We start from the raw sequence: 24,646 nt of genomic DNA, 5'->3' as shown, positions 1-24,646 counted from the left end.
CTACGATCTAGGCAAAGTTAGTATTTCATAACCAGCTGCCGTAATAGCAACCGTATGTTCGAAATGAGCACATAGGGTACGATCTGAAGTGACTACAGTCCAATCGTCTTCGAGTGTTTGGACAAATCTTTCGCCAACAACCACCATGGGTTCAATGGCTAGGACCATGCCTGGTTTGAGTCGAGGACCTTTGTCAGGTATACCATAGTTCGGAATTTGAGGTTCTTCGTGAAGATCCGTTCCAATACCATGACCGACATACTCTATAACCACGGAGAAGCCTGCGTCTTCAATACAAGTTTGGATTGCATGCGACAACGTGTAGAGTCTAGCATCCGGTTTAGCTTCTGCAATGCCTCGATAGAGTGACTCTTCTGTCACAGTCAACAAGCGCTGAGCTGTTTCAGAAATTTCACCGACAGGATATGTCCAAGCAGAATCTCCATGATAACCTTTATATTGAGCACCAATATCAATGCTGATAATGTCGCCCTCAACTAGCTTTCTTGGACCAGGAATACCATGAACTAATTCTTCGTTGACTGAAGCACAAATGCTCCCAGGAAAACCATTGTAACCTTTGAAAGATGGAATTGCTCCCTGACTGCGAATGAATCCCTCTGCGATCTGATCAAGTTCTTTCGTTGTAATGTTCGGACGAATCGCCCTTGCCAATAAGCGGTGCGTTTCGGCTACGATACGACCAGCTTCTCGCATTAGGTCTAGTTCAACCTCGGACTTACAAATGATCATTACGCTAGACCTCGTAGCAGTGAGCTAATTTGTTCGGTTACCGCATGAATGTCTTGTTCCCCGTTAACCTCACGCAATAATTCCCTCTTTTGGTAGTAATCCAGAAGCGGAGCCGTTTTGTTAATGTATTCATCCAAACGTGTTCCGACTTTCTCTTCCGTATCATCAGATCGTTGGTACAACTCACCGGAACATTTATCGCATACGCCTTCTTGCTGAGGTGGGTTGAAGATGACATGATACGTAGAACCACAGGATTTACAAATTCTTCGGCCAGTTAGTCGTGCTAACAGATAACTGCGATCAACAGCTAGATTGATTACGACCTCAATCTTCTTACCAAGTGAATCAACGATTTCAGACAATGCATCAGCTTGAGCTACCGTTCTAGGGAACCCATCTAGCAAAAATCCTTTATCGCAATCCGGTTGGGCAAGACGCTCTCTCACAATACCGTTCGTTATTTCATCAGGAACAAGAAGCCCCTTATCTACATATCCTTTAGCTTCAATACCCATTGGAGTACCTTGGCTCATTGCTGCGCGAAATGCATCGCCAGTTGAAATATGAGGAATTTGAAACTCAGAAACGATTTTCTCTGCTTGCGTACCTTTGCCTGCACCAGGAGGCCCCATAAATATTACGTTCACAATTAAAACCTCCCCATCGCACTCGGCATTACGAACAGCACAATAGGTGCCGATGTCGCAGAAACTTGCCCCATCAGTACCTATTAGCTATTTATTGATGAACCCTTTGTAATGACGCTTAATCAATTGGCTCTCGATTTGCTTCATTGTCTCAAGACCAACGCCTACTACGATAAGCAAAGATGTACCACCTATTTTAACCGAACTAGGCAATCCAGCAAGTCCTCCAAATAGCATTGGAAGAATGGAAATTGCTGAAAGGAACAAAGCTCCAGAAAGAGTAATTCTAGTCATTACGCGTGTCAGATAAGTCGACGTTGTTTTACCTGGTCTGATACCTGGTATGTATCCGCCGTTCTTCTTCATCTGATCAGCCATTTGAACTGGATTAATTTGTACGAAGGTGTAGAAGTAGGTGAAGCCGATAATCAGCAGTACATACAGTACAATCGCTAATGGTGCAGTTTGGTTAATACTCAAGTTGTTAATAATCCATTCTGCGACTACATTCCCTCTCCAGTAGCTTGCAATGGTTGGAGGAAACATCAAAAGTGATAATGCGAAGATTACAGGGATAACACCAGCAGCATTCACTTTAAGTGGAATGTGTGTTGTTTGCCCACCATACATTTTACGACCAACTACTCGCTTAGCATATTGTACAGGTATCTTACGAACACCTTGTTGTACGAATATAACGCCAGCAATAATCAGGATAACAACTACAGCAATAATGATCAGTTTCACAATGTTCAGGAACAGGGCTCCATCGGTTGCAAAGAGTGATTTGTAGATTTGTTGAATGCTTGTTGGAATCGCAGAAACGATACCAGCAAAGATGATAATGGAAATACCGTTACCAATCCCGTATTCCGTGATTTGCTCACCTAGCCACATCAAGAAAGCTGTACCAGCTGTCAACACGATAGCGATTAATGCGAAAGTTGTAAACCCAGCATCAATGACCAAACCACTGTATAAGCGGTTAAAGCCAATTGAAAGACCGAAAGCTTGAATCAACCCTAGAACAATCGTACCGTAACGAGTCACCTGCGTCATTTTCTTTCTTCCGACATCTCCTTCTTTTGCCCACTGCGCAAAGCGCGGGATAACATCCATGGACAAAAGCTGAACAATGATCGAAGCCGTGATATAAGGCATAATTCCCATCGCGAAGATGGAGAATTGGAAGAGCGCACCGCCGGAGAACGTGTTAAGCAAACCAAAGACATCGCTCTGATTCGCTTGATCTTGAAGTTTCAGAACATCTGTATTAATGTTTGGAACCGGAATAAAGGCACCCAAACGGTAGACGATTAGCAAGATAAGCGTGAAGAGAATTCTTCTGCGTAAATCTTCTACTTTGAAGATGTTGGCTATGGTATTGAACATTAAATCACCTCGGTTTGACCGCCGGCAGCTTGGATTTTCTCAATCGCTGATTGAGAGAACTTATTCGCTTTAACGGTTAATTTTACTGTGATTTCACCGTTTCCTAAAATCTTAATGCCGTCTTTAGGAGCTTTAACAATACCAGTCTCCATTAAAACTTCTGGAGTAACTTCAGTACCAGCTGCGAAATTGTTCAAGTCTTCAAGATTAACGATCGCGTACTCCGTACGGAAACGGTTCGTAAATCCACGCTTAGGTAAACGACGATACAATGGGTTTTGTCCACCCTCAAATCCAGGACGAACGCCTCCACCGGAACGTGCGTTTTGACCTTTGTGTCCGCGAGTTGATGTTTTACCCATACCACTACTTGTTCCACGTCCAACACGCTTAGGTGATTTACGAGCGCCAGTAGCAGAACTTAGCTCATGTAACTTCATCGTTGCACACCTCCTCTAGATCTTAAATTCGTATTTCTATGCTTCGATTTCTTTAACTTCTACCAAATGGCTTACTTGGTTAACCATACCTCTGATTGCAGCATTATCTTGGTGAAGAACAGTTTGGTTAATCTTACGAAGACCAAGAGTTTTCACTGTAATGCGTTGCGTTTCAGGGCGGCCGATCAAGCTGCGTTTTAGGGTAACTTGTAATTGTTTAGCCATGTATACCCCTCCTAACCTAATAGCTCTTGAACAGTTTTACCACGAAGCTTTGCAACTTCTTCCGCTTTTTTCAAGCGGCTTAAGCCTTCAAGCGTAGCGTTAACCATGTTCATGGAGTTCGATGAACCTAGGGATTTTGTCAAGATATCGCCAACACCAGCAAGTTCAAGTACTGCACGAACTGGTCCGCCTGCGATAACTCCTGTACCTTGGGATGCTGGTTTCAATAGAACGCGTCCCGCGCCAAATTTACCAGTAACAAGGTGAGGAATCGAAGTGCCTACGATAGGAACATGAATCAAGTTCTTTTTCGCATCTTCAATACCTTTACGGATTGCATCTGGAACTTCGGAAGCTTTACCGATTCCTGCACCAACCCAGCCATTGCCATCGCCAACGACAACAAGTGCGCTGAAGCTGAAACGACGTCCGCCTTTTACTACTTTAGCTACGCGATTAATATTTACGACTTTTTCTGTTAGCTCTAAAGTATTAGGATCTACACGCAAGTCTTTTACCTCCTTATTAATGTATTTCTAGAATTCAAGACCAGCTTCACGAGCTGCGTCAGCCAATGCTTGAACACGTCCATGATAAAGGTATCCACCGCGGTCAAAAACCACTTTGTCTAAACCTTTTTCTTTCGCACGTGCTGCGATTAATGCGCCAACTTTACGAGCAGCTTCAACGTTACCACCGTTACCAATTTCACTTTTAAGCTCTTTATCTTGAGTCGAAGCTGCAACGATTGTTACACCAGTTGTATCATCGATTAATTGAGCATACATATGTTTGGATGAACGGAAGATGTTCAAACGTGGGCGAAGAGTTGTTCCTTCAATTTTCTTACGAACACGAAGGTGTCTTTTCAGACGAGCTTTATTTTTATCGCTTTTAGTAATCATCTATACTTACACTCCTTTCATCATCTTATGATGCGAGGCTTATGCTTACGTAGCAAGTTTTCATCAGAAAACTCTTAGCTATTACCCGCGATCTTTCGATCTTATTTCTTCTTACCAGCTTTACCTTCTTTACGAAGAATACGTTCGCCTTCATACTTGATACCTTTACCTTTATACGGCTCTGGTTCACGTACGGAACGAACTTTTGCTGCCATTGCGCCAACTAGCTCTTTATCAATACCTTTAACGATGATTTTCGTGTTCGTTGGAACATCGAACTCAATGCCGTTTTCAGGGTTGATTTCAACTGGATGGGAGTACCCAACGTTAAGAACCAATTTGTCACCGCTTTTGTTTGCACGGTAACCAACGCCTACTAGATCCAAAGATTTCGTGAAACCTTCCGTAACACCACTTACCATGTTGGCAACAACACTACGTGTTGTACCATGCAGGGAACGGTGGAGTTTGTTATCGGAAGGACGCTCAACGGAAATCTCGTTTTCTAGAACATTAACTTTCATATCAGTATGAAGTACACGGGACAAGGAACCTTTAGGTCCACTAACCGTGATTTGAGTATTGTCTAGTGTTACATTTACACCACTTGGAATGGTGATTGGCTTACGACCAATACGAGACATGTTTGCACCTCCATTCAATTACAATTGTATTACCAAACGTAGCAGATAACCTCTCCGCCAGCTTTGGATTGACGAGCATCTTTATCCGTCATAACTCCTTGAGACGTGGAGATGATGGCAATCCCTAATCCGCCCAGAACACGAGGGACTTCTTGTGATTTTGTATAAACGCGTAGACCTGGTTTCGAAATTCTTTTCAAACCAGAGATAACACGCTCATTGTTTGAACCATATTTCAGGAACAAACGAATGATACCTTGTTTGCTATCTTGAACGTACTCAGCATCACGGATAAATCCTTCTTTTTTAAGGATTTCAGCGATTTCCCTCTTCACTTTTGAAGCTGGGATTTCAACTGTCTCATGACGTACGATGTTCGCATTACGAATGCGTGTTAGCATATCTGCAATTGGATCTGACATGACCATTTTGTGTAAACCTCCTTCCCGAAAATAGGGTGATTACCAGCTTGCTTTTTTCACGCCTGGAATCTGACCCAAGTGTGCTAATTCGCGGAAACAAATCCGACAAATTTTGAACTTGCGAAGCACTGAATGCGGACGTCCGCAGCGCTCACAACGTGTGTATGCTTGCACTTTAAACTTCGGGGTACGTTGCTGTTTGACTTTCATCGAAGTTTTTGCCACTTAATATAACACCTCCTGATAGGTACAACTGGTAACCTATTTTACGAAAGGCGCTCCGAGTTGTGTTAAAAGCTCGCGAGCTTCCTCGTCGGACTTAGCCGTCGTTACGATAACAATATCCATACCACGAACTTTATCGATTTTATCATACTCAATTTCAGGGAAAATGAGTTGTTCTTTCAAACCTAGCGTGTAGTTACCGCGACCATCAAATGCTTTGTTGGAAATACCGCGGAAGTCACGTACACGTGGAAGTGATACGTTAAATAATTTGTCCAAGAAGTGGTACATGCGCTCACCGCGAAGAGTTACTTTCGCACCAATCGGCATGTTTTCACGAAGTTTGAAACCCGCGATCGCTTTTTTGGATTTTGTTACAACTGGTTTTTGACCAGAGATCTTTTGAAGATCTTCTACTGCAGTATCAAGTACTTTGGAGTTTGAAACAGCTTCACCAACACCCATGTTGATTACAACTTTCTCAATTTTCGGCACTTGCATAACTGTCGTGTAATTGAACTTTTGAATTAATGCTGGTGTAATCTCGTTCAAGTAACGATCTTTCAATCTTACTGCCATAACTTAGTTTCCTCCTTTCCATACATGTGTGTATTAGTCGATAACTTCGCCGGATTTTTTCGCGATACGAACTTTCGTTCCGTTATCTAATACTTTGTATCCTACGCGAGTAGGTTTGCCGCTCTTAGGATCAATTAGCATCACGTTAGAAACGTGGATCGCAGCTTCTTGATTCAAGATACCGCCTTGTGGGTTAAGTTGGGATGGTTTCGCATGTTTCTTAACCATGTTTACACCTTCAACAAGAACACGATTTTGACGAGGGTAAGCAGCGATAACGCGGCCTTTCTTACCTTTGTCTTTGCCAGTGATAACGAAAACAGTATCGTCTTTTTTCACGTGCAATTTATTGTTATGAGATTCTAGTCTCTTTTTAAGTCTTGGCATTAGCTTCTACACCTCCTGGGGTTCTCCACAATGGAAAACAACATCGTAACACGTCTTAGATAACTTCTGGAGCCAAGGATACGATCTTCATGAAGTCTCTATCGCGAAGTTCGCGAGCAACTGGTCCGAAGATACGAGTACCACGTGGGCTCTTATCTTCTTTCACGATAACAGCTGCATTCTCATCAAATGAGATATATGAACCGTCTTTACGGCGAGCACCGCTCTTCGTACGAACGATAACTGCTTTAACAACGTCACCTTTTTTGACAACGCCACCTGGTGTTGCTTCTTTTACTGAACATACGATCAAATCACCAATGTGACCAACGCGACGACCAGTACCACCCAAAACGCGGATACACATTAATTGTTTCGCACCTGAGTTGTCAGCGACAGCCAAACGAGTAAATGGTTGAATCATCGTATTCCCTCCTTTCGGGGTTCATATCTAGAATATTAGATAACAACTGCCACTTCAAGAATTTCAACCAGTCTCCAACTTTTATCTTTGGACAATGGTCTAGTTTCACTGATTTTCACAGTGTCACCAATCTTAGCTTGGTTGTTTTCATCATGTGCTTTGAATTTTTTTGTAGATTTAATTCTTTTGTGGTAGAGTTCATGTTTTTTGTAAGTTTCAACAGCAACAACAATGGTTTTATCCATTTTATCGCTGACAACTTTACCGATCAGAACTTTACGATCGTTACGTTCAGTCATCTAAGGAACACTCCCTTCTAGATTTGGTTACCCAATACCCAGTTCTCTTTCACGCAAAATAGTCTTGGCACGAGCGATCTCTTTACGCAAATCACGAATCTGAGTCGGGTTGTCCAATTGACCAGTAGCTAGTTGAAAACGGAGGTTAAAGAGTTCTTCTTTAAAACCATTAACTTTTTGCTCGATTTCAGCAGTGGTTAAGTTCCGGAATTCACTACCCTTCATTTGCTTCACCGCCTACTTCTTCTCTTTTCACGAACTTCGTTTTGATTGGAAGCTTGTGAGCTGCAAGACGCATTGCTTCGCGAGCAACCTCTTCGCTTACACCAGCTAGTTCAAACAAAATTTTGCCCGGTTTTACTACGGCAACCCATTTTTCCACGCTACCTTTACCACTACCCATACGAACTTCAAGCGGCTTTTGTGTAACTGGTTTAGCTGGGAAAATTTTAATCCATACTTTACCGCCACGTTTGATGTAACGTGTCATGGCAATACGTGCTGCTTCGATTTGACGGTTGGAAACCCAAGCCGGTTCTACCGCTTGCAGACCATATTCGCCAAAAGCAACTTCCGTACCGCCTTTAGCGCGACCTTTCATGTTACCGCGGTGTTCTTTACGGTGTTTTACACGTTTAGGTACTAACATGATTTAATTTCCTCCTTCCGGCTGAGCCTTTTTCTTAGCTGTCGGAAGCACTTCTCCACGATAAATCCATACTTTTACACCAATACGTCCATAAGTAGTGGCTGCTTCAGCCGTACCATAGTCGATATCCGCACGAAGTGTATGAAGTGGAACAGTTCCTTCGCTATATCCTTCCGTACGAGCAATCTCAGCACCGCCAAGACGTCCGCTAGTTGCAACTTTGATACCTTTTGCTCCGGATCTCATAGTTCTTTGCATTGCTTGCTTCATAGCACGACGGAAAGATACGCGACGCTCCAATTGAAGTGCAACTGCTTCAGCTACTAGAATAGCATCAAGATCAGGGTGTTTGATTTCAGAAATGTTGATATGAACTTTTTTGTTCGACATAGCTGCGATGTAGTTACGAATAACTTCAACTTCAGCTCCGCCTTTACCAATAACCATTCCTGGTTTAGCAGTATGAATCGTTACGTTAACGCGGTTAGCCGCGCGCTCGATATCGATATGGGAAACTGCAGAATCTTTAAGTTTATTCTTTAAGTATTCGCGGATTTTGACGTCTTCAAGCAGCAGAGTTCCGAAATCTTTTTCTGCGAACCATTTGGACTCCCAATCACGAATGACACCAATTCTAAAACCTATCGGGTGTACTTTCTGACCCACACGTTACCCCTCCTTATTTTTCAGATACCACGATTGTAATGTGGCTGGTACGTTTTTTGATCGCGCTAGCGCGACCCATTGCACGTTGTTGGAATCTTTTCATTGTTGGCCCTTGATTTACGAAAGTCTCGGAAACAACAAGTTTATTTGGATCTAATGAATAGTTATGCTCTGCATTGGCAATTGCGGAATTCAATAGTTTCTCCAGAATTGGAGAAGCTGCTTTTGGTGTATGACGCAAAATTGCGATCGCTTCACCTACCGCTTTTCCCCGAATCAAGTCAACAACTAGCTTTGCTTTACGAGGAGCAATCCGAGCGTGGTTCAATATTGCTTTAGCTTGCATGGTAGTACCTCCTCTCGGTTAAAAATGAATTAACGTTTTCCGGTTTTCTTATCGTCATCGTGACCTTTATACGTACGTGTTGGAGCAAATTCACCAAGCTTATGCCCAACCATATCTTCCGTTACATATACTGGCACGTGTTTTCTTCCGTCATATACTCCGAAAGTGTGACCAACGAATTGCGGGTAAATTGTAGAACGACGGGACCACGTTTTGACAACTAATTTCTTGCCAGAAGTGTTTAAGTCTTCTACTTTTTTCAGTAAGTGACCATCGATAAATGGACCCTTCTTTAAGCTGCGACCCATGGGTGTTCCTCCCTTCCTTGAACCTCAAGAGAATGTCTATATCCTAGATTACTTCGTACGGCGACGTACAATGTATTTATCGGATGCTTTACCTTTTTTACGAGTTTTGAAACCAAGCGTCGGTTTACCCCATGGAGACATAGGTGATTTACGTCCGATTGGTGCGCGTCCTTCACCACCACCGTGTGGGTGATCATTCGGGTTCATAACAACCCCACGAACTTGAGGACGATTGCCTTTCCAACGATTACGTCCTGCTTTACCGATTTTCACTAGTTCGTGATCTTCGTTACCAACAGAACCGATTGTTGCGCGGCAAACTTTTAGTACTTTACGAACTTCACCGGATGAAAGGCGAATTGTAACGTATGATTCTTCTTTACCAAGCAATTGAGCTTCAGTACCAGCTGCGCGCACAAGTTGTGCACCTTTACCAGGTTTCAACTCAATGTTGTGGATAACTGTACCAACTGGAATGTTTTCCAATGGAAGAGCGTTACCTACTTTGATATCTGCTTGTGGTCCAGAAACGATACGATCATCCACTTTAAGACCTTTAGGAGCGATGATGTATTTTTTCTCGCCATCAGCATAATGAATCAATGCGATGTTCGCGGAACGGTTAGGATCGTACTCAACTGTAGCAACGCGTCCTGGTATTCCATCTTTAGTACGTTTGAAATCGATAATACGGTATTTACGCTTGTGTCCACCACCGTGGTGACGAACCGTAATTTTACCTTGGTTGTTACGCCCAGCATGCTTGAACAAAGGAGCAAGCAATGATTTCTCGGGTGTTGATGTTGTGATTTCTTCAAATGTAGAAACCGACATCGCACGACGAGCTGGTGAGGTTGGTTTGTATTTTTTAATTGGCACTCTGTTTCCTCCTTACTTCAAGAAATGGGTTATACCGTTTCGAAGAATTCCAATTCTTTGCTCTCAGCGCTTAGGGACACGATAGCTTTCTTCCAGATGGAAGTGTAACCAGAGTGTTTGCCATAACGTTTAGGCTTAGCTGGCATTCTGAGTGTGTTTACATTTGTAACTTTCACTTTGAAGATTGCTTCGATAGCTTGTTTAATTTCTGTTTTGTTAGCGCGAAGATCCACTTCGAAAACATACTTTTTGTTAGCCATTAGGTCGCTTGTACGCTCAGTGATGATCGGGCGCTTGATAATGTCGCGTGGATTTTTCATTGTGCAAGCACCTCCTCAACTTTCTGTACAGCCTCTTGCGTTAAGATCAATTTGTCATAAAGCATGACATCAAGAACGTTAACTCCATCAGCAGCAACAAATTTCACACCTGGGATATTACGAGCAGATAACGCTACATTGGAGTCGTTAGGTACGCCTACAACTAGTACTTTTGTATCTACTTTCAGGTTGTTCAAAATAGCAACGAATTCTTTCGTTTTCGGAGCATTCAATTGAAGTTGATCCAGAACGATCAAGTTGTTATCGATAAGTTTCGAGGACAAAGCGGATTTGATCGCTAAGCGACGAACTTTTCTTGGCAATTTGAAACCATAGCTACGAGGAGTTGGTCCGAATACGGTACCGCCGCCTTTCCACTGTGGAGCACGAATACTACCTTGACGCGCACGACCTGTACCTTTTTGTTTCCAAGGTTTACGACCACCGCCGCGAACTTCTGAACGACCTTTTGTTTTGTGAGTTCCTTGACGCACAGCTGCTTGTTGTAAAAGAACAGCTTCGTGAATCGCATGAACGTGAGGCTCAATTCCGAAAACAACGTCAGACAGTTCAATTTCTCCTACCTGAGCACCTGTTACATTATATAAAGCTACTTTTGGCATCTGTCTTCCTCCTTTCTTACTTTTTCACAGCAGACTTCACGCTAACGTAGCTGTTTTTAGGACCCGGAATGGAACCTTTAACTAGCAATACATTACGCTCAGCATCTACTTTAATGATTTGAAGATTTTGCAATGTTACCGTTTCGTTACCCATATGTCCTGGCAATTTCTTACCTTTAGGAACGCGGTTTGCTTGAATGGAACCCATCGAACCTGGTCCGCGGTGATAACGTGATCCGTGTGCCATTGGCCCAGTGGATTGGTTATGTCTTTTAATGTTACCTTGGAAACCTTTACCTTTGGAAGTACCCGTTACATCAACGAATTCGCCCTCTGCGAACAGATCCGCCTTCAGTTCTTGACCTACTTCATAGTCACCCAACTGAATGCCACGAATTTCTTTAACGTAGCGCTTAGGCGTTGCCCCTGCTTTTTTCGCATGGCCAAGCTCTGGTTTAATGATACGGCTAGCTTTTACATCATCAAAACCGATTTGGATCGACTCATAACCATCGTTATCCACATCTTTCTTTTGCAGCACCACACATGGTCCTGCTTGAATGACAGTTACCGGAACAACATTACCCTCCGGAGTAAACAACTGTGTCATCCCAAGTTTTTTCCCTAAGATACCTTTCATCGTTGACACCTCATTTCCTTCCATTGTTAACTCTATAGTTGTTTTACAGTTTGATCTCGATGTCAACGCCAGACGGCAAGTCTAGACGCATTAGAGCATCAACTGTTTGTGGTGTTGGATTCACAATATCGATTAGACGCTTATGCGTACGCATTTCGAATTGCTCACGCGAATCCTTGTACTTGTGCACCGCACGAAGAATCGTGATGATTTGCTTCTCTGTCGGAAGCGGAATCGGACCGGATACACCTGCACCGGAACGCTTGGCAGTTTCCACGATTTTCTCAGCTGATTGATCAATAATTCTGTGATCATAAGCCTTCAAACGGATACGAATTTTTTGCTTTGCCATTTAAAAGTCCCTCCTTCTATCGCCCAATTTATTATCGGACATACTCCGCGAAAATTCTCCAACAGCCATCCCCATGGCAAAGGGGCCTGGTGTGTCGGCAACCTTTCGCATCATCGCAACGTCACAGACCAACGTTTAATATTATATAAAATTATAAAACGAAAAGCAAGTGAAATTTTAGGCATATACACATATTTATTTACACGTGATTTTCTCTTCTATATAAGTAACAATCCGCTGTCGTTTTCTGAATCCGTTTCTACATTATAATAAAAGATTATTATTAAAACCACTGCATTTTGTTTCCAATCGATCTTAGCAGTAGAGCTTCATTATCTTAGCCGCGGTTATCCTATAAACGAAAAAACATCCACCGATAAATCGATGGATGTTTCGATCTCTCAAAGAGAGATTATTTTTGAATTGTAGCAACCGCGCCCGCACCAACTGTACGTCCGCCTTCGCGAATCGCGAAGCGTGTTCCTTCTTCGATTGCGATTGGGTTGATTAGTTCTACAGTAACTGTGATGTTATCACCTGGCATAACCATCTCAGTACCTTCTGGAAGGGAGATGATACCCGTTACGTCAGTTGTACGGAAGTAGAACTGTGGACGGTAACCAGTGAAGAAAGGCTTATGACGGCCACCCTCTTCTTTAGTTAGAACGTAGATTTGTGCTGTAAAGTTTGTGTGTGGTTTAACTGAACCTGGTTTCGCAAGAACTTGTCCACGCTCGATATCTTTACGATCAACACCACGAAGCAATGCTCCAATGTTGTCACCAGCTTGAGCGGAATCAAGCAATTTACGGAACATCTCTACACCAGTTACGATGCATTTACGAGTTTCTTCAGCGATACCAACGATTTCAACTTCTTCTTGTACTTTAACAGTACCACGCTCAACACGACCAGTTGCAACTGTTCCACGACCAGTGATTGAGAATACATCCTCAACTGGCATAAGGAAAGGTTTGTCTGTTTGACGCTCAGGAGTTGGGATGTAAGTATCAACTTGCTCGAACAACTCGATGATTTTGTCAGCCCAAGGACCATCTGGGTTTTGAAGAGCTTCACGAGCTGCTCCACGGATGATTGGAGTATCATCGCCTGGGAACTCATATTCGTTAAGAAGGTCGCGAACTTCCATCTCAACCAATTCAAGCAACTCTTCGTCTTCAACCATGTCACATTTGTTAAGGAATACCACGATGTATGGTACGCCTACTTGACGGGAAAGAAGAATGTGCTCACGTGTTTGTGGCATAGGGCCATCAGCTGCGGAAACAACTAGGATAGCGCCGTCCATTTGAGCAGCACCAGTGATCATGTTTTTAACATAGTCAGCATGTCCTGGGCAGTCTACGTGTGCGTAGTGACGGTTAGGAGTTTCGTACTCAACGTGAGCTGTGGAGATTGTGATACCGCGCTCGCGCTCTTCTGGTGCTTTATCGATTTGGTCGAATGCTACTGCAGCTCCACCGTATCTTTTGGACAGTACAGTTGTGATTGCAGCTGTCAAAGTAGTTTTACCATGGTCGACGTGACCGATAGTACCGATGTTAACATGCGGTTTGTTACGTTCAAATTTAGCCTTTGCCATTTTAAACGATTCCTCCTTAGAGTGACTATTAGTTTTATATTAAGCGCCTTTGCCTTTTGCAATAATTTCTTCTGCAATGGACTTAGGTACTTCTTCATAATGTGAAAGTTCCATGGAGTAAACACCACGGCCTTGTGTTCTTGAACGAAGTGTTGTGGAATATCCAAACATTTCGGACAAAGGCACCTTAGCACGGATGATTTGCGCGCCATGACGGTTATCCATACCTTCGATACGTCCACGACGGGAGTTAAGGTCACCCATAACATCGCCCATGTACTCTTCTGGTACAGTAACTTCAACCTTCATGATTGGCTCAAGAAGAACCGGTTTACATTTTTCTTTTGCAGCTTTAAGTGCCATGGAACCAGCGATTTTGAACGCCATTTCATTGGAGTCAACATCATGGTATGATCCATCAACAACTGTAGCTTTGATATCCACAAGCGGGAATCCTGCGATTACACCGTTTTTCATGGATTCTTCGATACCAGCTTGAATAGGTGCGATGTACTCTCTTGGAATAGATCCGCCCACTACTTTGCTTTCGAAAATGAAACCTGTGCCAGCTTCTTGAGGTTCGAACTCAACCCAACAATGTCCGTATTGACCACGACCACCGGATTGACGAACGAATTTACCTTCAACTTTAGCTGCCGCGCGGAATGTTTCACGATAAGCAACTTGTGGTTTACCTACATTGGTTTCTACTTTGAACTCGCGAAGCATACGGTCAACTAGGATCTCAAGGTGAAGCTCACCCATACCTGCGATGATCGTTTGTCCTGTTTCTTCGTCTGTGGAAGCACGGAAAGTAGGATCCTCTTCAGCAAGCTTTTGCAATGCGATACCCATTTTATCTTGATCGGCTTTCGTCTTCGGTTCAACAGCAAGCTGGATAACCGGTTCAGGGAAGACCATTTTTTCAAGAATAACTGGGTTTTTCTCATCACAAAGTGTATCACCAGTCGTTGTATCTTTCAATCCAACGGCAGCGGCGATGTCACCAGCGTATACAATGCTGATCTCTTGACGGCTGTTCGCATGCATTTGCAGGATACGACCAACTCGCTCACGTTTGCCTTTTGTCGCGTTAGAGACATAGGAACCGGAGTTCAAGGTACCAGAGTAAACACGGAAGAACGTAAGACGACCAACGAAAGGATCTGTCATGATTTTGAATGCAAGCGCTGAGAACGGTTGATCATCAGCAGACTTACGAACCACTTCAGTACCATCGTCAAGTACACCTTTGATATCAGGTACATCAAGTGGTGATGGCAGGTAGTTAATTACCGCATCCAACATCAATTGAACACCTTTGTTTCTGTAAGAAGACCCTACGATAACTGGGAAGATTTTCACTTCACAGACACCTTTACGTAGAGCTGCTTTGATCTCGTCAACAGTGATTTCTTCGCCTTCGAGATATTTCATTGTAAGCTCTTCATCAAGCTCAGCAACTTTCTCGATTAGTTCCAAACGAAGTTCTGCAACTTGATCTTTGAACTCAGCAGGAATTTCGATTTTCTCGATGTCCTTACCAAGATCGTCTTTGTACATATACGCAACTTCATCAACCAAATCGATGATTCCTTTGAAATCACTCTCAGCACCGATTGGAAGTTGAATAGCTACAGCATTTGCACCAAGTTTTTGACGCATGGACTCAACAACTTGCAGGAAGTCTGCACCGATGATGTCCATTTTGTTTACGTAAGCAATACGTGGAACGTTGTATTTATCAGCTTGTCTCCAAACTGTTTCGGATTGAGGTTCAACGCCCTCTTTCGCGCTAAATACACCAACTGCTCCATCTAACACACGAAGGGAACGCTCTACCTCAACGGTAAAGTCAACGTGCCCTGGGGTATCAATAATATTGATGCGGTGACCTTCCCATTGCGCAGTTGTAGCGGCGGAAGTAATCGTGATTCCGCGCTCTTGCTCCTGCTCCATCCAGTCCATCGTAGCTGCACCTTCGTGCACTTCTCCGATTTTGTGAACTTTACCAGTGTAGTACAAGATACGCTCTGTTGTAGTCGTTTTACCAGCATCGATATGAGCCATGATCCCGATATTACGTGTGTTTTTTAAGGAGAACTCTCTAGCCATAGGTCGTTATGTCTCCTTTCTGTTAATTGTATTTGAATTCTACCAACGGTAGTGAGCGAAAGCTTTGTTAGCTTCAGCCATTTTGTGTGTATCTTCACGTTTCTTAACGGAAGAACCTGTGCTATTGCTAGCATCGATAATTTCGTAAGCCAATCTTTCTTCCATCGTCTTCTCACCGCGAAGACGGGAATAGTTAACCAACCAACGCAAACCTAATGTGGAACGACGGTCAGGTCTAACTTCGATAGGCACTTGATAGTTTGCTCCACCAACACGGCGAGCTTTAACTTCTAGTACTGGCATAATGTTTTTGATAGCAGCTTCAAACACTTCCATCGGCTCTTTACCTGTACGATCTTTCACGAGGTTAAAAGCGTTGTATAGAATCGTTTGTGCTACCCCTCTTTTTCCATCAACCATAATACGGTTGATAAGACGAGTAACTAGTTTGCTATTATAAATAGGATCTGGCAATACGTCTCTGCGAGTAACTGGACCTTTACGAGGCATAGTTATCCCCCTTTCTTATAAGAATCATCCCTGATTATTATCTCTTATTTTTTAACTTTCGGACGTTTCGTACCGTATTTGGAACGGGATTGCTTACGGTTGTTAACACCGGAAGTATCTAGAGCTCCACGAACGATGTGATAACGTACCCCTGGAAGATCTTTAATTCTACCACCACGGATCAATACAACACTGTGTTCTTGCAGGTTGTGACCGATACCTGGGATATAAGCTGTCACCTCTACGCGGTTCGTTAAACGAACACGTGCGTATTTACGAAGTGCGGAGTTAGGCTTCTTAGGAGTCATAGTACCTACACGCGTGCAGACACCACGTTTTTGAGGAGCGCTCAAATCCGTTGCTTCTCTTTTCAAAGCGTTAAAACCTTTTTGTAAAGCTGGTGATTTGGACTTATCCACCTTCGCTTGACGACCTTTACGTACTAGTTGGTTAATTGTTGGCATATCGCCACCTCCTCCCTACATTCATAACATGATGTGCTTCTTGCAAGCCCACAGATCCAGGCGAGTCATAAATGAGCAAAGAGAAAGTCTTTGTTATGGAGAGCTGTCAAAGTCACGAAAACTTACACAAACTTCTTCCACTAACAAAAACGCCTTTAGCACTTATTCATTTACAACAGCTGCTACCGCAGCTCCAACTTCAATTCCACATGCTTTACCTAGCATCTTCATAGAATCTACGTAGGTTACAGGCACACCCATCTGCGTACAGAGAGCTACCAGATTTATCGTCAATCGCGGATCTGCATCTTTAGAAACAAAAACTTCTATCGCCTTACCTTGCTCGACTGTTTTTGTAACCTTCTTCGTGCCTACACATCTATTCTTCGCCTGTTTGACTATTTCATAAGACATTAGGCACCCCCTTCAAAGAAAGGAAAGAATATCGACTTAGGCACACTTCGATATATTATCATTTTGATTGGGTAGTGTCAAGGGTTATTTTAAGTAATTCTAGTAAGAAGATGACCTTTTCGTTTAAATAAAAAGAGATAGCGCACCCCTAATCAAGTGGCTACCTCTTTCTCTATATTTAATTACTCAACAGCAACTGTTTCTTTTTCCAAATCTTCATCCAAAACGACAACCTCGTTCGGGTTCGTGATTCGAATATTACGGTATCTTGGCATACCTGTTCCCGCAGGGATCAGTTTACCGATGATAACATTCTCTTTCAAACCTAACAATTGGTCGACTTTCCCCTTAATCGCTGCATCTGTCAAGACACGTGTAGTCTCTTGGAAAGACGCCGCTGATAAGAAGGAATCCGTTTCAAGGGAAGCTTTGGTGATACCGAGCAAGATCGGACGAGCAACCGCAGGCTCTGTGCCAGCGAACAAAGCAACTTTATTAGCTGCTTCATACTCATGAATATCAACAAAGGAACCAGGTAGAAGCGTTGTATCACCCGCGTCTACGATGCGGATTTTACGTAGCATTTGACGAACCATAACTTCAATATGTTTATCGTTAATTTCTACCCCTTGGTTACGATATACACGTTGTACTTCTTGAAGAATATAGTTCTGAACGCCGCGAATACCTTTGATGCGAAGCATTTCTTTCGGATCGATAGATCCGTCCGTTAGCTCGTCACCAGCTTCAACTTGTTGATTCAACGAAACACGTACACGAGATCCGTAAGGAACTGCATATACTTTGGATTCCGCTTCACCTTGAACTTCGATTTCACGACGATCCTTAGCTTCACGAATTTCCTTAACGACACCGTCGATTTCGGAAATGATCGCTTGACCTTTCGGATTACGTGCTTCGAAGAGCTCTTGAATACGCGGCAAACCTTGTGTAATATCGTCTCCGGCAACACCACCGGTATGGAACGTACGCATCGTCAACTGTGTTCCTGGCTCACCAATGGATTGCGCGGCAATAATACCAACTGCCTCACCAACCTCAACGAATTGACCAGTAGCCAAGTTACGACCATAACATTTCTTACAAACACCATGATTGGTGCGGCAGCTAAGTACAGAACGAATTTGAAGTTTCTCGATACCTGCTTCAATAATACGATCTGCAATACCAGATTCAATAAGCTCATTACGTTGTACGATCACTTCACCTGTTTGTGGATGACGAAGCGTTTCATATGCGTAGCGTCCTTCAATACGATCGTAAAGATCCTCAATAACCTCTTTACCGTCTTGAATTTTGCTAACCATAAAGCCTTTATCAGTTCCACAATCATCTTCACGAACGATAACATCTTGTGCTACGTCAACTAGACGACGAGTCAAGTAACCTGAATCCGCTGTACGAAGTGCTGTATCGGCAAGACCTTTACGTGCTCCGTGTGTGGAAATAAAGTATTCTAAGATTGTCAGACCTTCACGGAAGTTCGATTTAATCGGCAACTCCATAATTTTACCGGATGGATTCGCCATCAAACCACGCATACCGCCAAGTTGTGTAATCTGTGATTTGTTACCCCGTGCCTTGGATTCAACCATCATGGAAATAGAGTTGTATTTATCTAGGGATTTCATCAAAATCTCAGTGATTTCATCCTTAGCCTTACTCCAGATCGCAATAACGCGGTCGTAACGCTCTTCATCCGTAATCAAACCACGACGGTATTGGTTCGTAACTACACGTACTTTCTCTTCACATTCCTTAAGGATTGCTACTTTTTCGGTTGGAACTACAACGTCAGAGACAGCTACAGTAATACCGGCTTTTGTTGAATACGTGAATCCAAGCTCTTTAATTTTATCAAGAATCATCGATGTTTGCGTTGTGTGGTACTTACGGAAACACTCAGCAATAATCGATCCTAAATATTCTTTACCTACCGCTTTGTTCTCATCACGTTCCAACATGATTGCTTTCAGATCTGCACCTTTTTCAAATACGAAATGTGCATCTGGAATACCATTCAAGAGGTTCGTTTTGGTCGGCTCATTGATGAATGGGAAATCAGCTGGATAGATTTCGTTCATAATGATTTTACCGATCGTTGTGATCAACATAGCGTTTTGTTGCTTCTCTGTGAAACTTGTTTTGTTCAATGCTTTAGCAGGGATAGCTACACGTGCGTGTAGTGCCATTTTGCCCGATTGGTAGGAAGAAACTGCTTCATGAACGGTTCTAATGATAGAACCAGCACCTTTAGCAAATTTGTTATCCGTCGTTAAGTAGAAACTTCCCAGAACCATATCCTGTGAAGGTGTAACAACCGGTTTACCGTCTTTCGGATTCAAAATGTTACCCGATGCCAACATGAGCAAGCGAGCTTCAGCTTGTGCTTCTGAGGACAATGGAACGTGAACGGCCATTTGGTCACCGTCGAAGTCAGCGTTGTAAGCTGTACATACGAGCGGATGCAATTTAATAGCGCGGCCTTCAACCAGAATCGGTTCAAAAGCTTGAATACCCAATCTATGCAACGTAGGTGCACGGTTCAGAAGAACCGGATGCTCCTTAATAACTTCTTCAAGAACGTCCCAAACATCTGGACTTACGCGCTCAACTTTACGCTTCGCACTCTTGATGTTATGAGCCAAACCTTTATTCACAAGCTCTTTCATAACGAAAGGCTTAAACAATTCAAGCGCCATTTCCTTCGGAAGACCACATTGGTACATCTTCAGGTTAGGTCCTACTACGATAACGGAACGACCAGAGTAGTCAACACGTTTACCGAGCAAGTTTTGACGGAAACGACCTTGTTTACCTTTCAGCATATGGCTGAGGGATTTCAAAGGACGGTTACCCGGACCTGTTACTGGACGGCCGCGACGGCCGTTATCGATCAATGCATCAACCGCTTCTTGAAGCATCCGTTTCTCATTTTGAACAATGATATCCGGTGCGCCTAGGTCGAGCAATCTCTTTAGACGGTTGTTACGGTTGATAACACGGCGATAGAGATCATTCAAATCAGATGTCGCAAAACGACCACCGTCAAGCTGTACCATCGGGCGAAGCTCAGGAGGGATAACTGGTAGTACATCCAGTACCATCCAACCAGGCAAGTTCTTCGAGTTACGGAATGCTTCCATAACTTCCAGACGCTTAATCGCACGATTACGACGTTGACCTTGTGCTGTTTTGAGTTCTTCTTTGAGTGTGTCTACTTCGCGTTCGATATCAATATCGATAAGCAGCTTTTTGACAGCTTCCGCACCCATGCCTGCTTGGAAAGCATAGCCGTATTTCTCACGATAGCTACGGTATTCTTTCTCAGACAACAGTTGCTTTTTCTCAAGTGGCGTATCACCTGGATCCGTCACTACGTAGGATGCGAAGTAGATGATTTCTTCCAAAGATCTTGGAGACATATCTAGTGCAAGACCCATACGGCTAGGAATCCCTTTGAAGTACCAAATGTGTGACACAGGAGCAGCAAGTTCAATGTGCCCCATGCGTTCACGACGTACTTTTTGACGGGTTACTTCAACGCCACAACGGTCACAAACAACGCCTTTATAACGAACACGTTTGTATTTACCGCAATGACATTCCCAATCTTTCGTAGGTCCGAAGATCTTTTCACAGAAAAGACCTTCTTTCTCAGGTTTTAAGGTTCTGTAGTTAATCGTTTCCGGCTTCTTTACTTCCCCACGGGACCAAGAGCGAATTTTATCGGGTGATGCCAAGCCGATTTTCATAAACTCGAAGTTGTTAACGTCCATCAAGGAGCAACCCTCCTTTAAGAAATTTAAACCCACTTTACAGTGAATCGTTCTCGTTCTAATGCAGTGTTACTATTCGTTGACCCCAAGCTCGGAGCCCTCAATGTTTAGGTTTAATTTATCGCTCGTCACTTCGTCGTCGTCATCAGCTTCGCGCATTTCGATCTCTTCTTCGTCGCCAGACAGGATCTTAACATCCATACCTAAACTTTGAAGCTCTTTGATCAAAACTTTGAAGGATTCCGGAACGCCTGGTTCTGGAACGTTCTCGCCTTTGACAATGGATTCGTACGTTTTCACACGGCCCACAACGTCATCTGACTTAACGGTAAGAATTTCTTGCAATGTATAAGCAGCTCCATAAGCCTCGAGTGCCCATACCTCCATCTCCCCGAAACGTTGTCCACCGAACTGCGCTTTACCACCCAGCGGCTGCTGAGTAACAAGGGAGTAAGGTCCCGTGGAACGAGCATGGATTTTATCGTCAACCATGTGTGCCAGTTTGATCATGTACATCACGCCAACGGTTACTTCACGTTCGAAGGACTCCCCTGTACGACCATCGTACAGAATCGTTTTACCGCTACGTTGCATACCTGCTTCTTCCATAGCATCAAATACGTCATACTCACGCGCTCCATCGAATACCGGTGTTGCAGCATGAATACCCAAATACTTGGAAGCCATACCTAAGTGAACTTCAAGTACTTGACCGATGTTCATCCGTGAAGGAACCCCTAGTGGATTCAGAACGACTTCAACCGGAGTACCATCTGGAAGGAAAGGCATATCCTCTTCAGGGAGAATACGTGCTACTACCCCTTTGTTACCATGACGTCCCGCCATTTTGTCGCCTTCGGAAATTTTCCGCTTTTGAGCGATATAGACACGAACGAGTTGGTTTACACCTGGAGGCAGCTCATCGCCATTCTCACGCGTAAATACTTTCACATCAACGACAATACCATCTGTACCATGCGGTACGCGTAAGGACGTGTCACGAACCTCACGAGCCTTCTCACCGAAGATCGCGTGTAGCAATCTTTCTTCCGCTGTTAGCTCCGTTACACCTTTCGGTGTCACTTTACCAACAAGGATGTCGCCAGCGCCGATTTCAGCACCAACACGAATGATTCCGCGCTCATCAAGATTCTTAAGTGCGTCTTCCCCTACGTTCGGGATGTCGCGAGTAATTTCTTCAGGTCCAAGCTTCGTATCACGAGCTTCAGACTCGTATTCCTCAATATGAATGGAGGTATACACATCTTCTTTAACAAGCTTCTGGCTAAGCAAAATCGCATCCTCATAGTTGTAACCTTCCCAAGTCATGAAAGCTACGACTACGTTACGTCCAAGCGCCAATTCACCTTGTTCAGTAGATGGTCCATCAGCAAGGATATCGCCGGCTTTAATCAATTGACCTTTTTTAACAATCGGACGTTGATTAATGCAAGTACCTTGGTTAGAACGCATAAATTTGTGAAGCTTATATTTCACGATGTTGCCACTAACAAGCTTGCCATCAACCATTTCTTGGCGACGCAACCAAATTTCATTCGCAGCAGCTTTCTCAATAATTCCATCAAATTTGGAGACAATACATACTCCTGAGTCCTTAGCAACCTTGTGTTCCATTCCTGTACCTACAAGCGGAGCTTTAGGGATTAGAAGTGGAACTGCTTGACGCTGCATGTTGGAACCCATTAACGCACGGTTGGAGTCATCGTTTTCAAGGAACGGGATTAACGCTGTTGCGACAGAAACAACCTGTTTCGGAGAAACGTCCATGTAGTCGACACGTTCAACCGGAAGTGTTAAGTTGTCATCTTTGTAACGAACGATAATCGCATCTTCGACGAACTTGTTTTCTTCCGTCAATTTCGCATTCGCTTGCGCGATAACGTAGTTATCTTCTTCATCCGCAGTCAGGTAAGCGATTTGATCAGTAACCAAACCAGTCTTCGGATCTACCCAACGGTACGGAGCTTCAATGAAACCATACTCGTTAATGCGGGCAAACGTAGACAAGGAGTTGATCAAACCAATGTTCGGTCCCTCAGGCGTCTCAATTGGACACATACGGCCATAGTGAGAGTGATGCACGTCACGAACTTCCATCCCTGCACGCTCTCTCGTCAAACCGCCGGGTCCGAGTGCAGACAGACGTCTCTTATGCGTCAATTCAGCAAGTGGATTCGTTTGGTCCATAAACTGAGAAAGTTGGGAACTACCAAAGAACTCTTTGATCGATGCGATAACAGGACGAATGTTGATCAACGCTTGCGGCGTGATCACGTTAGCGTCTTGAATCGACATACGCTCACGAACAACACGTTCCATACGGGAAAGACCGATACGGAATTGATTTTGAAGCAATTCACCTACAGAACGAAGTCGACGGTTACCGAGATGGTCAATATCATCCGTATTTCCAATACCATGAAGTAAGTTAATAAAGTAGTTAATGGAAGAGATGATATCGGCAGGCGTGATGTTTTTGACAGCTTTATCAATAACACCGTTAGAGATAACCTTAACTACCTTGCCTTCTTCTGTTGGTGAGTAAACATTAATGCACTGAACAGGAATTGTATCCGCGCCAGTTACACCTTTAGGAATTGTAAACTCTTTATATCCTGCACCTTTTTCAATAAAAGGTAGGATCTCATCTAATACACGACGATCCAATAATTGACCAGCTTCAGCAATTATTTCTCCCGTTTCGGAATCTACCAATGTTTCAGCCAAACGTTGATTGAACAAGCGGTTTTTGATGTGTAATTTTTTGTTGATTTTGTAGCGACCTACGTTAGCCAAATCGTAACACTTCGGATCAAAGAAACGAGCAACGATCAAGCTTCTTGCATTATCAAGCGTAGGCGGCTCACCTGGACGAAGACGCTCATAGATTTCGATTAACGCTTTTTCCGTAGAATCCGTGTTATCTTTATCTAGCGTGTTACGAATATATTCGTTGTCGCCAAGCAAATCTAGAATCTCAGCATCCGTACCAAATCCTAATGAACGAAGCAATACGGTAACTGGAATTTTACGCGTGCGATCAATACGAACATAGATGATATCTTTCGCATCTGTCTCAAGTTCCAGCCATGCTCCACGGTTAGGAATCACTGTAGCTGTGTAAGTTTTTTTGCCGTTTTTATCCACTTTCGTGCTATAATAAACACTGGGAGAACGAACGAGCTGGGAGACGATTACACGCTCCGCACCGTTAATAATGAACGTTCCCGTATCAGTCATAATAGGGAAATCCCCCATGAACACTTCTTGTTCCTTGACCTCACCGGTTTCCTTATTAATCAAACGGACTTTGACTCTTAACGGCGCCGCATACGTTACGTCGCGTTCTTTGGACTCATCAACGGAATACTTAGGATCGCCTAAGCTATAGTCAATGAACTCCAGTACTAGGTTCCCTGTAAAATCCTGAATCGGGGAGATATCCTGAAACATCTCACGAAGTCCCTCTTCCAAAAACCACTCATAGGATTTTTGCTGGATTTCAATCAGGTTTGGAATGCCCAGAACCTCATTAATTCGTGCATAAGTCCTGCGTTTACGTCGTCCAAATTGAACAAGATGTCCCGCCAA

The 24,646-nt window shown here is 43.5% G+C and carries 31 protein-coding genes; all 31 read right to left on the bottom strand.

The window, feature by feature from the left end; translation table 11 throughout:
- On the bottom strand, nt 1-753 hold the full coding sequence (map, locus tag ACSQ8O_RS03580; RefSeq protein ID WP_056618260.1) for a type I methionyl aminopeptidase: 753 nt from the start codon (nt 751-753) through the stop codon (nt 1-3).
- The gene (locus ACSQ8O_RS03575; RefSeq protein ID WP_056618263.1) at nt 753-1,403 is read right to left on the bottom strand and encodes an adenylate kinase; all 651 of its coding nucleotides are present in this window, start codon (nt 1,401-1,403) and stop codon (nt 753-755) included. The genes map and ACSQ8O_RS03575 overlap by 1 nt, the downstream gene beginning before the upstream one ends.
- Nucleotides 1,404-1,490: 87 nt before the next feature.
- Nucleotides 1,491-2,795 carry a preprotein translocase subunit SecY gene (secY, locus tag ACSQ8O_RS03570; protein ID WP_436240467.1) on the bottom strand — a complete coding sequence of 435 codons (1,305 nt, stop codon included), beginning with the start codon at nt 2,793-2,795 and terminating at the stop codon, nt 1,491-1,493.
- The gene (gene rplO / locus ACSQ8O_RS03565; RefSeq protein ID WP_056618269.1) at nt 2,795-3,235 is read right to left on the bottom strand and encodes a 50S ribosomal protein L15; all 441 of its coding nucleotides are present in this window, start codon (nt 3,233-3,235) and stop codon (nt 2,795-2,797) included. Before rplO ends, secY begins: the two co-directional genes overlap by 1 nt.
- A gap of 36 nt (nt 3,236-3,271) precedes the next feature.
- Complete coding sequence (gene rpmD, locus ACSQ8O_RS03560; RefSeq protein ID WP_056618272.1) at nt 3,272-3,460, bottom strand: 50S ribosomal protein L30; 189 nt, start codon at nt 3,458-3,460, stop codon at nt 3,272-3,274.
- 11 nt (nt 3,461-3,471) lie between these two features.
- Complete coding sequence (gene rpsE / locus ACSQ8O_RS03555) at nt 3,472-3,969, bottom strand: 30S ribosomal protein S5 (protein ID WP_056618277.1); 498 nt, start codon at nt 3,967-3,969, stop codon at nt 3,472-3,474.
- A gap of 27 nt (nt 3,970-3,996) precedes the next feature.
- Nucleotides 3,997-4,365 (bottom strand): 50S ribosomal protein L18, encoded by a 369-nt coding sequence (rplR, locus tag ACSQ8O_RS03550; RefSeq protein ID WP_056618280.1) that lies wholly within the window; start codon nt 4,363-4,365, stop codon nt 3,997-3,999.
- A 101-nt stretch (nt 4,366-4,466) separates the two neighbouring features.
- Complete coding sequence (rplF, locus tag ACSQ8O_RS03545) at nt 4,467-5,009, bottom strand: 50S ribosomal protein L6 (protein ID WP_028557480.1); 543 nt, start codon at nt 5,007-5,009, stop codon at nt 4,467-4,469.
- A 29-nt stretch (nt 5,010-5,038) separates the two neighbouring features.
- Complete coding sequence (gene rpsH, locus ACSQ8O_RS03540; RefSeq protein WP_028557481.1) at nt 5,039-5,437, bottom strand: 30S ribosomal protein S8; 399 nt, start codon at nt 5,435-5,437, stop codon at nt 5,039-5,041.
- A 33-nt stretch (nt 5,438-5,470) separates the two neighbouring features.
- Nucleotides 5,471-5,656: a type Z 30S ribosomal protein S14 gene (locus ACSQ8O_RS03535; RefSeq protein ID WP_028557482.1), complete on the bottom strand. Its 186-nt coding sequence runs from the start codon at nt 5,654-5,656 to the stop codon at nt 5,471-5,473.
- 36 nt (nt 5,657-5,692) lie between these two features.
- Nucleotides 5,693-6,235 (bottom strand): 50S ribosomal protein L5, encoded by a 543-nt coding sequence (gene rplE, locus ACSQ8O_RS03530; RefSeq protein ID WP_056618284.1) that lies wholly within the window; start codon nt 6,233-6,235, stop codon nt 5,693-5,695.
- A 33-nt stretch (nt 6,236-6,268) separates the two neighbouring features.
- Nucleotides 6,269-6,622, bottom strand: a complete 354-nt coding sequence (gene rplX / locus ACSQ8O_RS03525) for a 50S ribosomal protein L24 (RefSeq protein ID WP_081787661.1) — start codon at nt 6,620-6,622, stop codon at nt 6,269-6,271.
- A gap of 55 nt (nt 6,623-6,677) precedes the next feature.
- On the bottom strand, nt 6,678-7,046 hold the full coding sequence (gene rplN, locus ACSQ8O_RS03520; protein ID WP_028557485.1) for a 50S ribosomal protein L14: 369 nt from the start codon (nt 7,044-7,046) through the stop codon (nt 6,678-6,680).
- A 35-nt stretch (nt 7,047-7,081) separates the two neighbouring features.
- Nucleotides 7,082-7,345: a 30S ribosomal protein S17 gene (gene rpsQ / locus ACSQ8O_RS03515; RefSeq protein ID WP_028557486.1), complete on the bottom strand. Its 264-nt coding sequence runs from the start codon at nt 7,343-7,345 to the stop codon at nt 7,082-7,084.
- A 27-nt stretch (nt 7,346-7,372) separates the two neighbouring features.
- The gene (gene rpmC / locus ACSQ8O_RS03510; RefSeq protein ID WP_028557487.1) at nt 7,373-7,570 is read right to left on the bottom strand and encodes a 50S ribosomal protein L29; all 198 of its coding nucleotides are present in this window, start codon (nt 7,568-7,570) and stop codon (nt 7,373-7,375) included.
- Entirely contained in the window at nt 7,560-7,994 is a 435-nt protein-coding gene (gene rplP / locus ACSQ8O_RS03505) for a 50S ribosomal protein L16 (RefSeq protein WP_028557488.1), read from the bottom strand. The genes rpmC and rplP overlap by 11 nt, the downstream gene beginning before the upstream one ends.
- Before the next feature lie 3 nt (nt 7,995-7,997).
- Complete coding sequence (gene rpsC / locus ACSQ8O_RS03500; protein ID WP_028557489.1) at nt 7,998-8,660, bottom strand: 30S ribosomal protein S3; 663 nt, start codon at nt 8,658-8,660, stop codon at nt 7,998-8,000.
- A gap of 13 nt (nt 8,661-8,673) precedes the next feature.
- Complete coding sequence (rplV, locus tag ACSQ8O_RS03495) at nt 8,674-9,006, bottom strand: 50S ribosomal protein L22 (RefSeq protein ID WP_028557490.1); 333 nt, start codon at nt 9,004-9,006, stop codon at nt 8,674-8,676.
- Nucleotides 9,007-9,035: 29 nt separating this feature from the next.
- On the bottom strand, nt 9,036-9,314 hold the full coding sequence (gene rpsS, locus ACSQ8O_RS03490) for a 30S ribosomal protein S19 (protein ID WP_028557491.1): 279 nt from the start codon (nt 9,312-9,314) through the stop codon (nt 9,036-9,038).
- Between the two features lie 48 nt (nt 9,315-9,362).
- On the bottom strand, nt 9,363-10,193 hold the full coding sequence (rplB, locus tag ACSQ8O_RS03485; protein ID WP_056618285.1) for a 50S ribosomal protein L2: 831 nt from the start codon (nt 10,191-10,193) through the stop codon (nt 9,363-9,365).
- Between the two features lie 29 nt (nt 10,194-10,222).
- Nucleotides 10,223-10,513 (bottom strand): 50S ribosomal protein L23, encoded by a 291-nt coding sequence (gene rplW / locus ACSQ8O_RS03480; RefSeq protein WP_056618288.1) that lies wholly within the window; start codon nt 10,511-10,513, stop codon nt 10,223-10,225.
- Nucleotides 10,510-11,136, bottom strand: a complete 627-nt coding sequence (rplD, locus tag ACSQ8O_RS03475) for a 50S ribosomal protein L4 (RefSeq protein ID WP_056618294.1) — start codon at nt 11,134-11,136, stop codon at nt 10,510-10,512. Before rplD ends, rplW begins: the two co-directional genes overlap by 4 nt.
- 16 nt (nt 11,137-11,152) lie before the next feature.
- Entirely contained in the window at nt 11,153-11,776 is a 624-nt protein-coding gene (gene rplC, locus ACSQ8O_RS03470; RefSeq protein WP_056618299.1) for a 50S ribosomal protein L3, read from the bottom strand.
- Between the two features lie 43 nt (nt 11,777-11,819).
- Nucleotides 11,820-12,128, bottom strand: coding sequence for a 30S ribosomal protein S10 (rpsJ, locus tag ACSQ8O_RS03465; protein WP_028557496.1), 309 nt, complete (start codon nt 12,126-12,128; stop codon nt 11,820-11,822).
- Nucleotides 12,129-12,540: 412 nt separating this feature from the next.
- Nucleotides 12,541-13,731, bottom strand: a complete 1,191-nt coding sequence (gene tuf / locus ACSQ8O_RS03460) for an elongation factor Tu (RefSeq protein ID WP_028557497.1) — start codon at nt 13,729-13,731, stop codon at nt 12,541-12,543.
- Nucleotides 13,732-13,770: 39 nt separating this feature from the next.
- On the bottom strand, nt 13,771-15,846 hold the full coding sequence (gene fusA, locus ACSQ8O_RS03455) for an elongation factor G (protein WP_056618302.1): 2,076 nt from the start codon (nt 15,844-15,846) through the stop codon (nt 13,771-13,773).
- A 39-nt stretch (nt 15,847-15,885) separates the two neighbouring features.
- Nucleotides 15,886-16,356 (bottom strand): 30S ribosomal protein S7, encoded by a 471-nt coding sequence (gene rpsG, locus ACSQ8O_RS03450; protein ID WP_028557499.1) that lies wholly within the window; start codon nt 16,354-16,356, stop codon nt 15,886-15,888.
- 44 nt (nt 16,357-16,400) lie between these two features.
- A complete protein-coding gene (gene rpsL / locus ACSQ8O_RS03445; protein WP_028557500.1) occupies nt 16,401-16,820 on the bottom strand; it encodes a 30S ribosomal protein S12 in 420 nt (139 codons plus the stop codon).
- Nucleotides 16,821-16,982: 162 nt separating this feature from the next.
- The gene (locus ACSQ8O_RS03440; protein ID WP_056618306.1) at nt 16,983-17,234 is read right to left on the bottom strand and encodes a ribosomal L7Ae/L30e/S12e/Gadd45 family protein; all 252 of its coding nucleotides are present in this window, start codon (nt 17,232-17,234) and stop codon (nt 16,983-16,985) included.
- A gap of 182 nt (nt 17,235-17,416) precedes the next feature.
- Nucleotides 17,417-21,037, bottom strand: a complete 3,621-nt coding sequence (gene rpoC / locus ACSQ8O_RS03435) for a DNA-directed RNA polymerase subunit beta' (protein ID WP_056618310.1) — start codon at nt 21,035-21,037, stop codon at nt 17,417-17,419.
- Between the two features lie 69 nt (nt 21,038-21,106).
- A complete protein-coding gene (gene rpoB, locus ACSQ8O_RS03430) occupies nt 21,107-24,646 on the bottom strand; it encodes a DNA-directed RNA polymerase subunit beta (RefSeq protein ID WP_436240466.1) in 3,540 nt (1,179 codons plus the stop codon).

The organism is Paenibacillus sp. LjRoot56, from assembly GCF_964253335.1.
In the GTDB taxonomy this organism is placed as follows: domain Bacteria; phylum Bacillota; class Bacilli; order Paenibacillales; family NBRC-103111; genus Paenibacillus_E; species Paenibacillus_E allorhizoplanae.
This window is presented reverse-complemented; position numbering and strand designations above follow the sequence as displayed.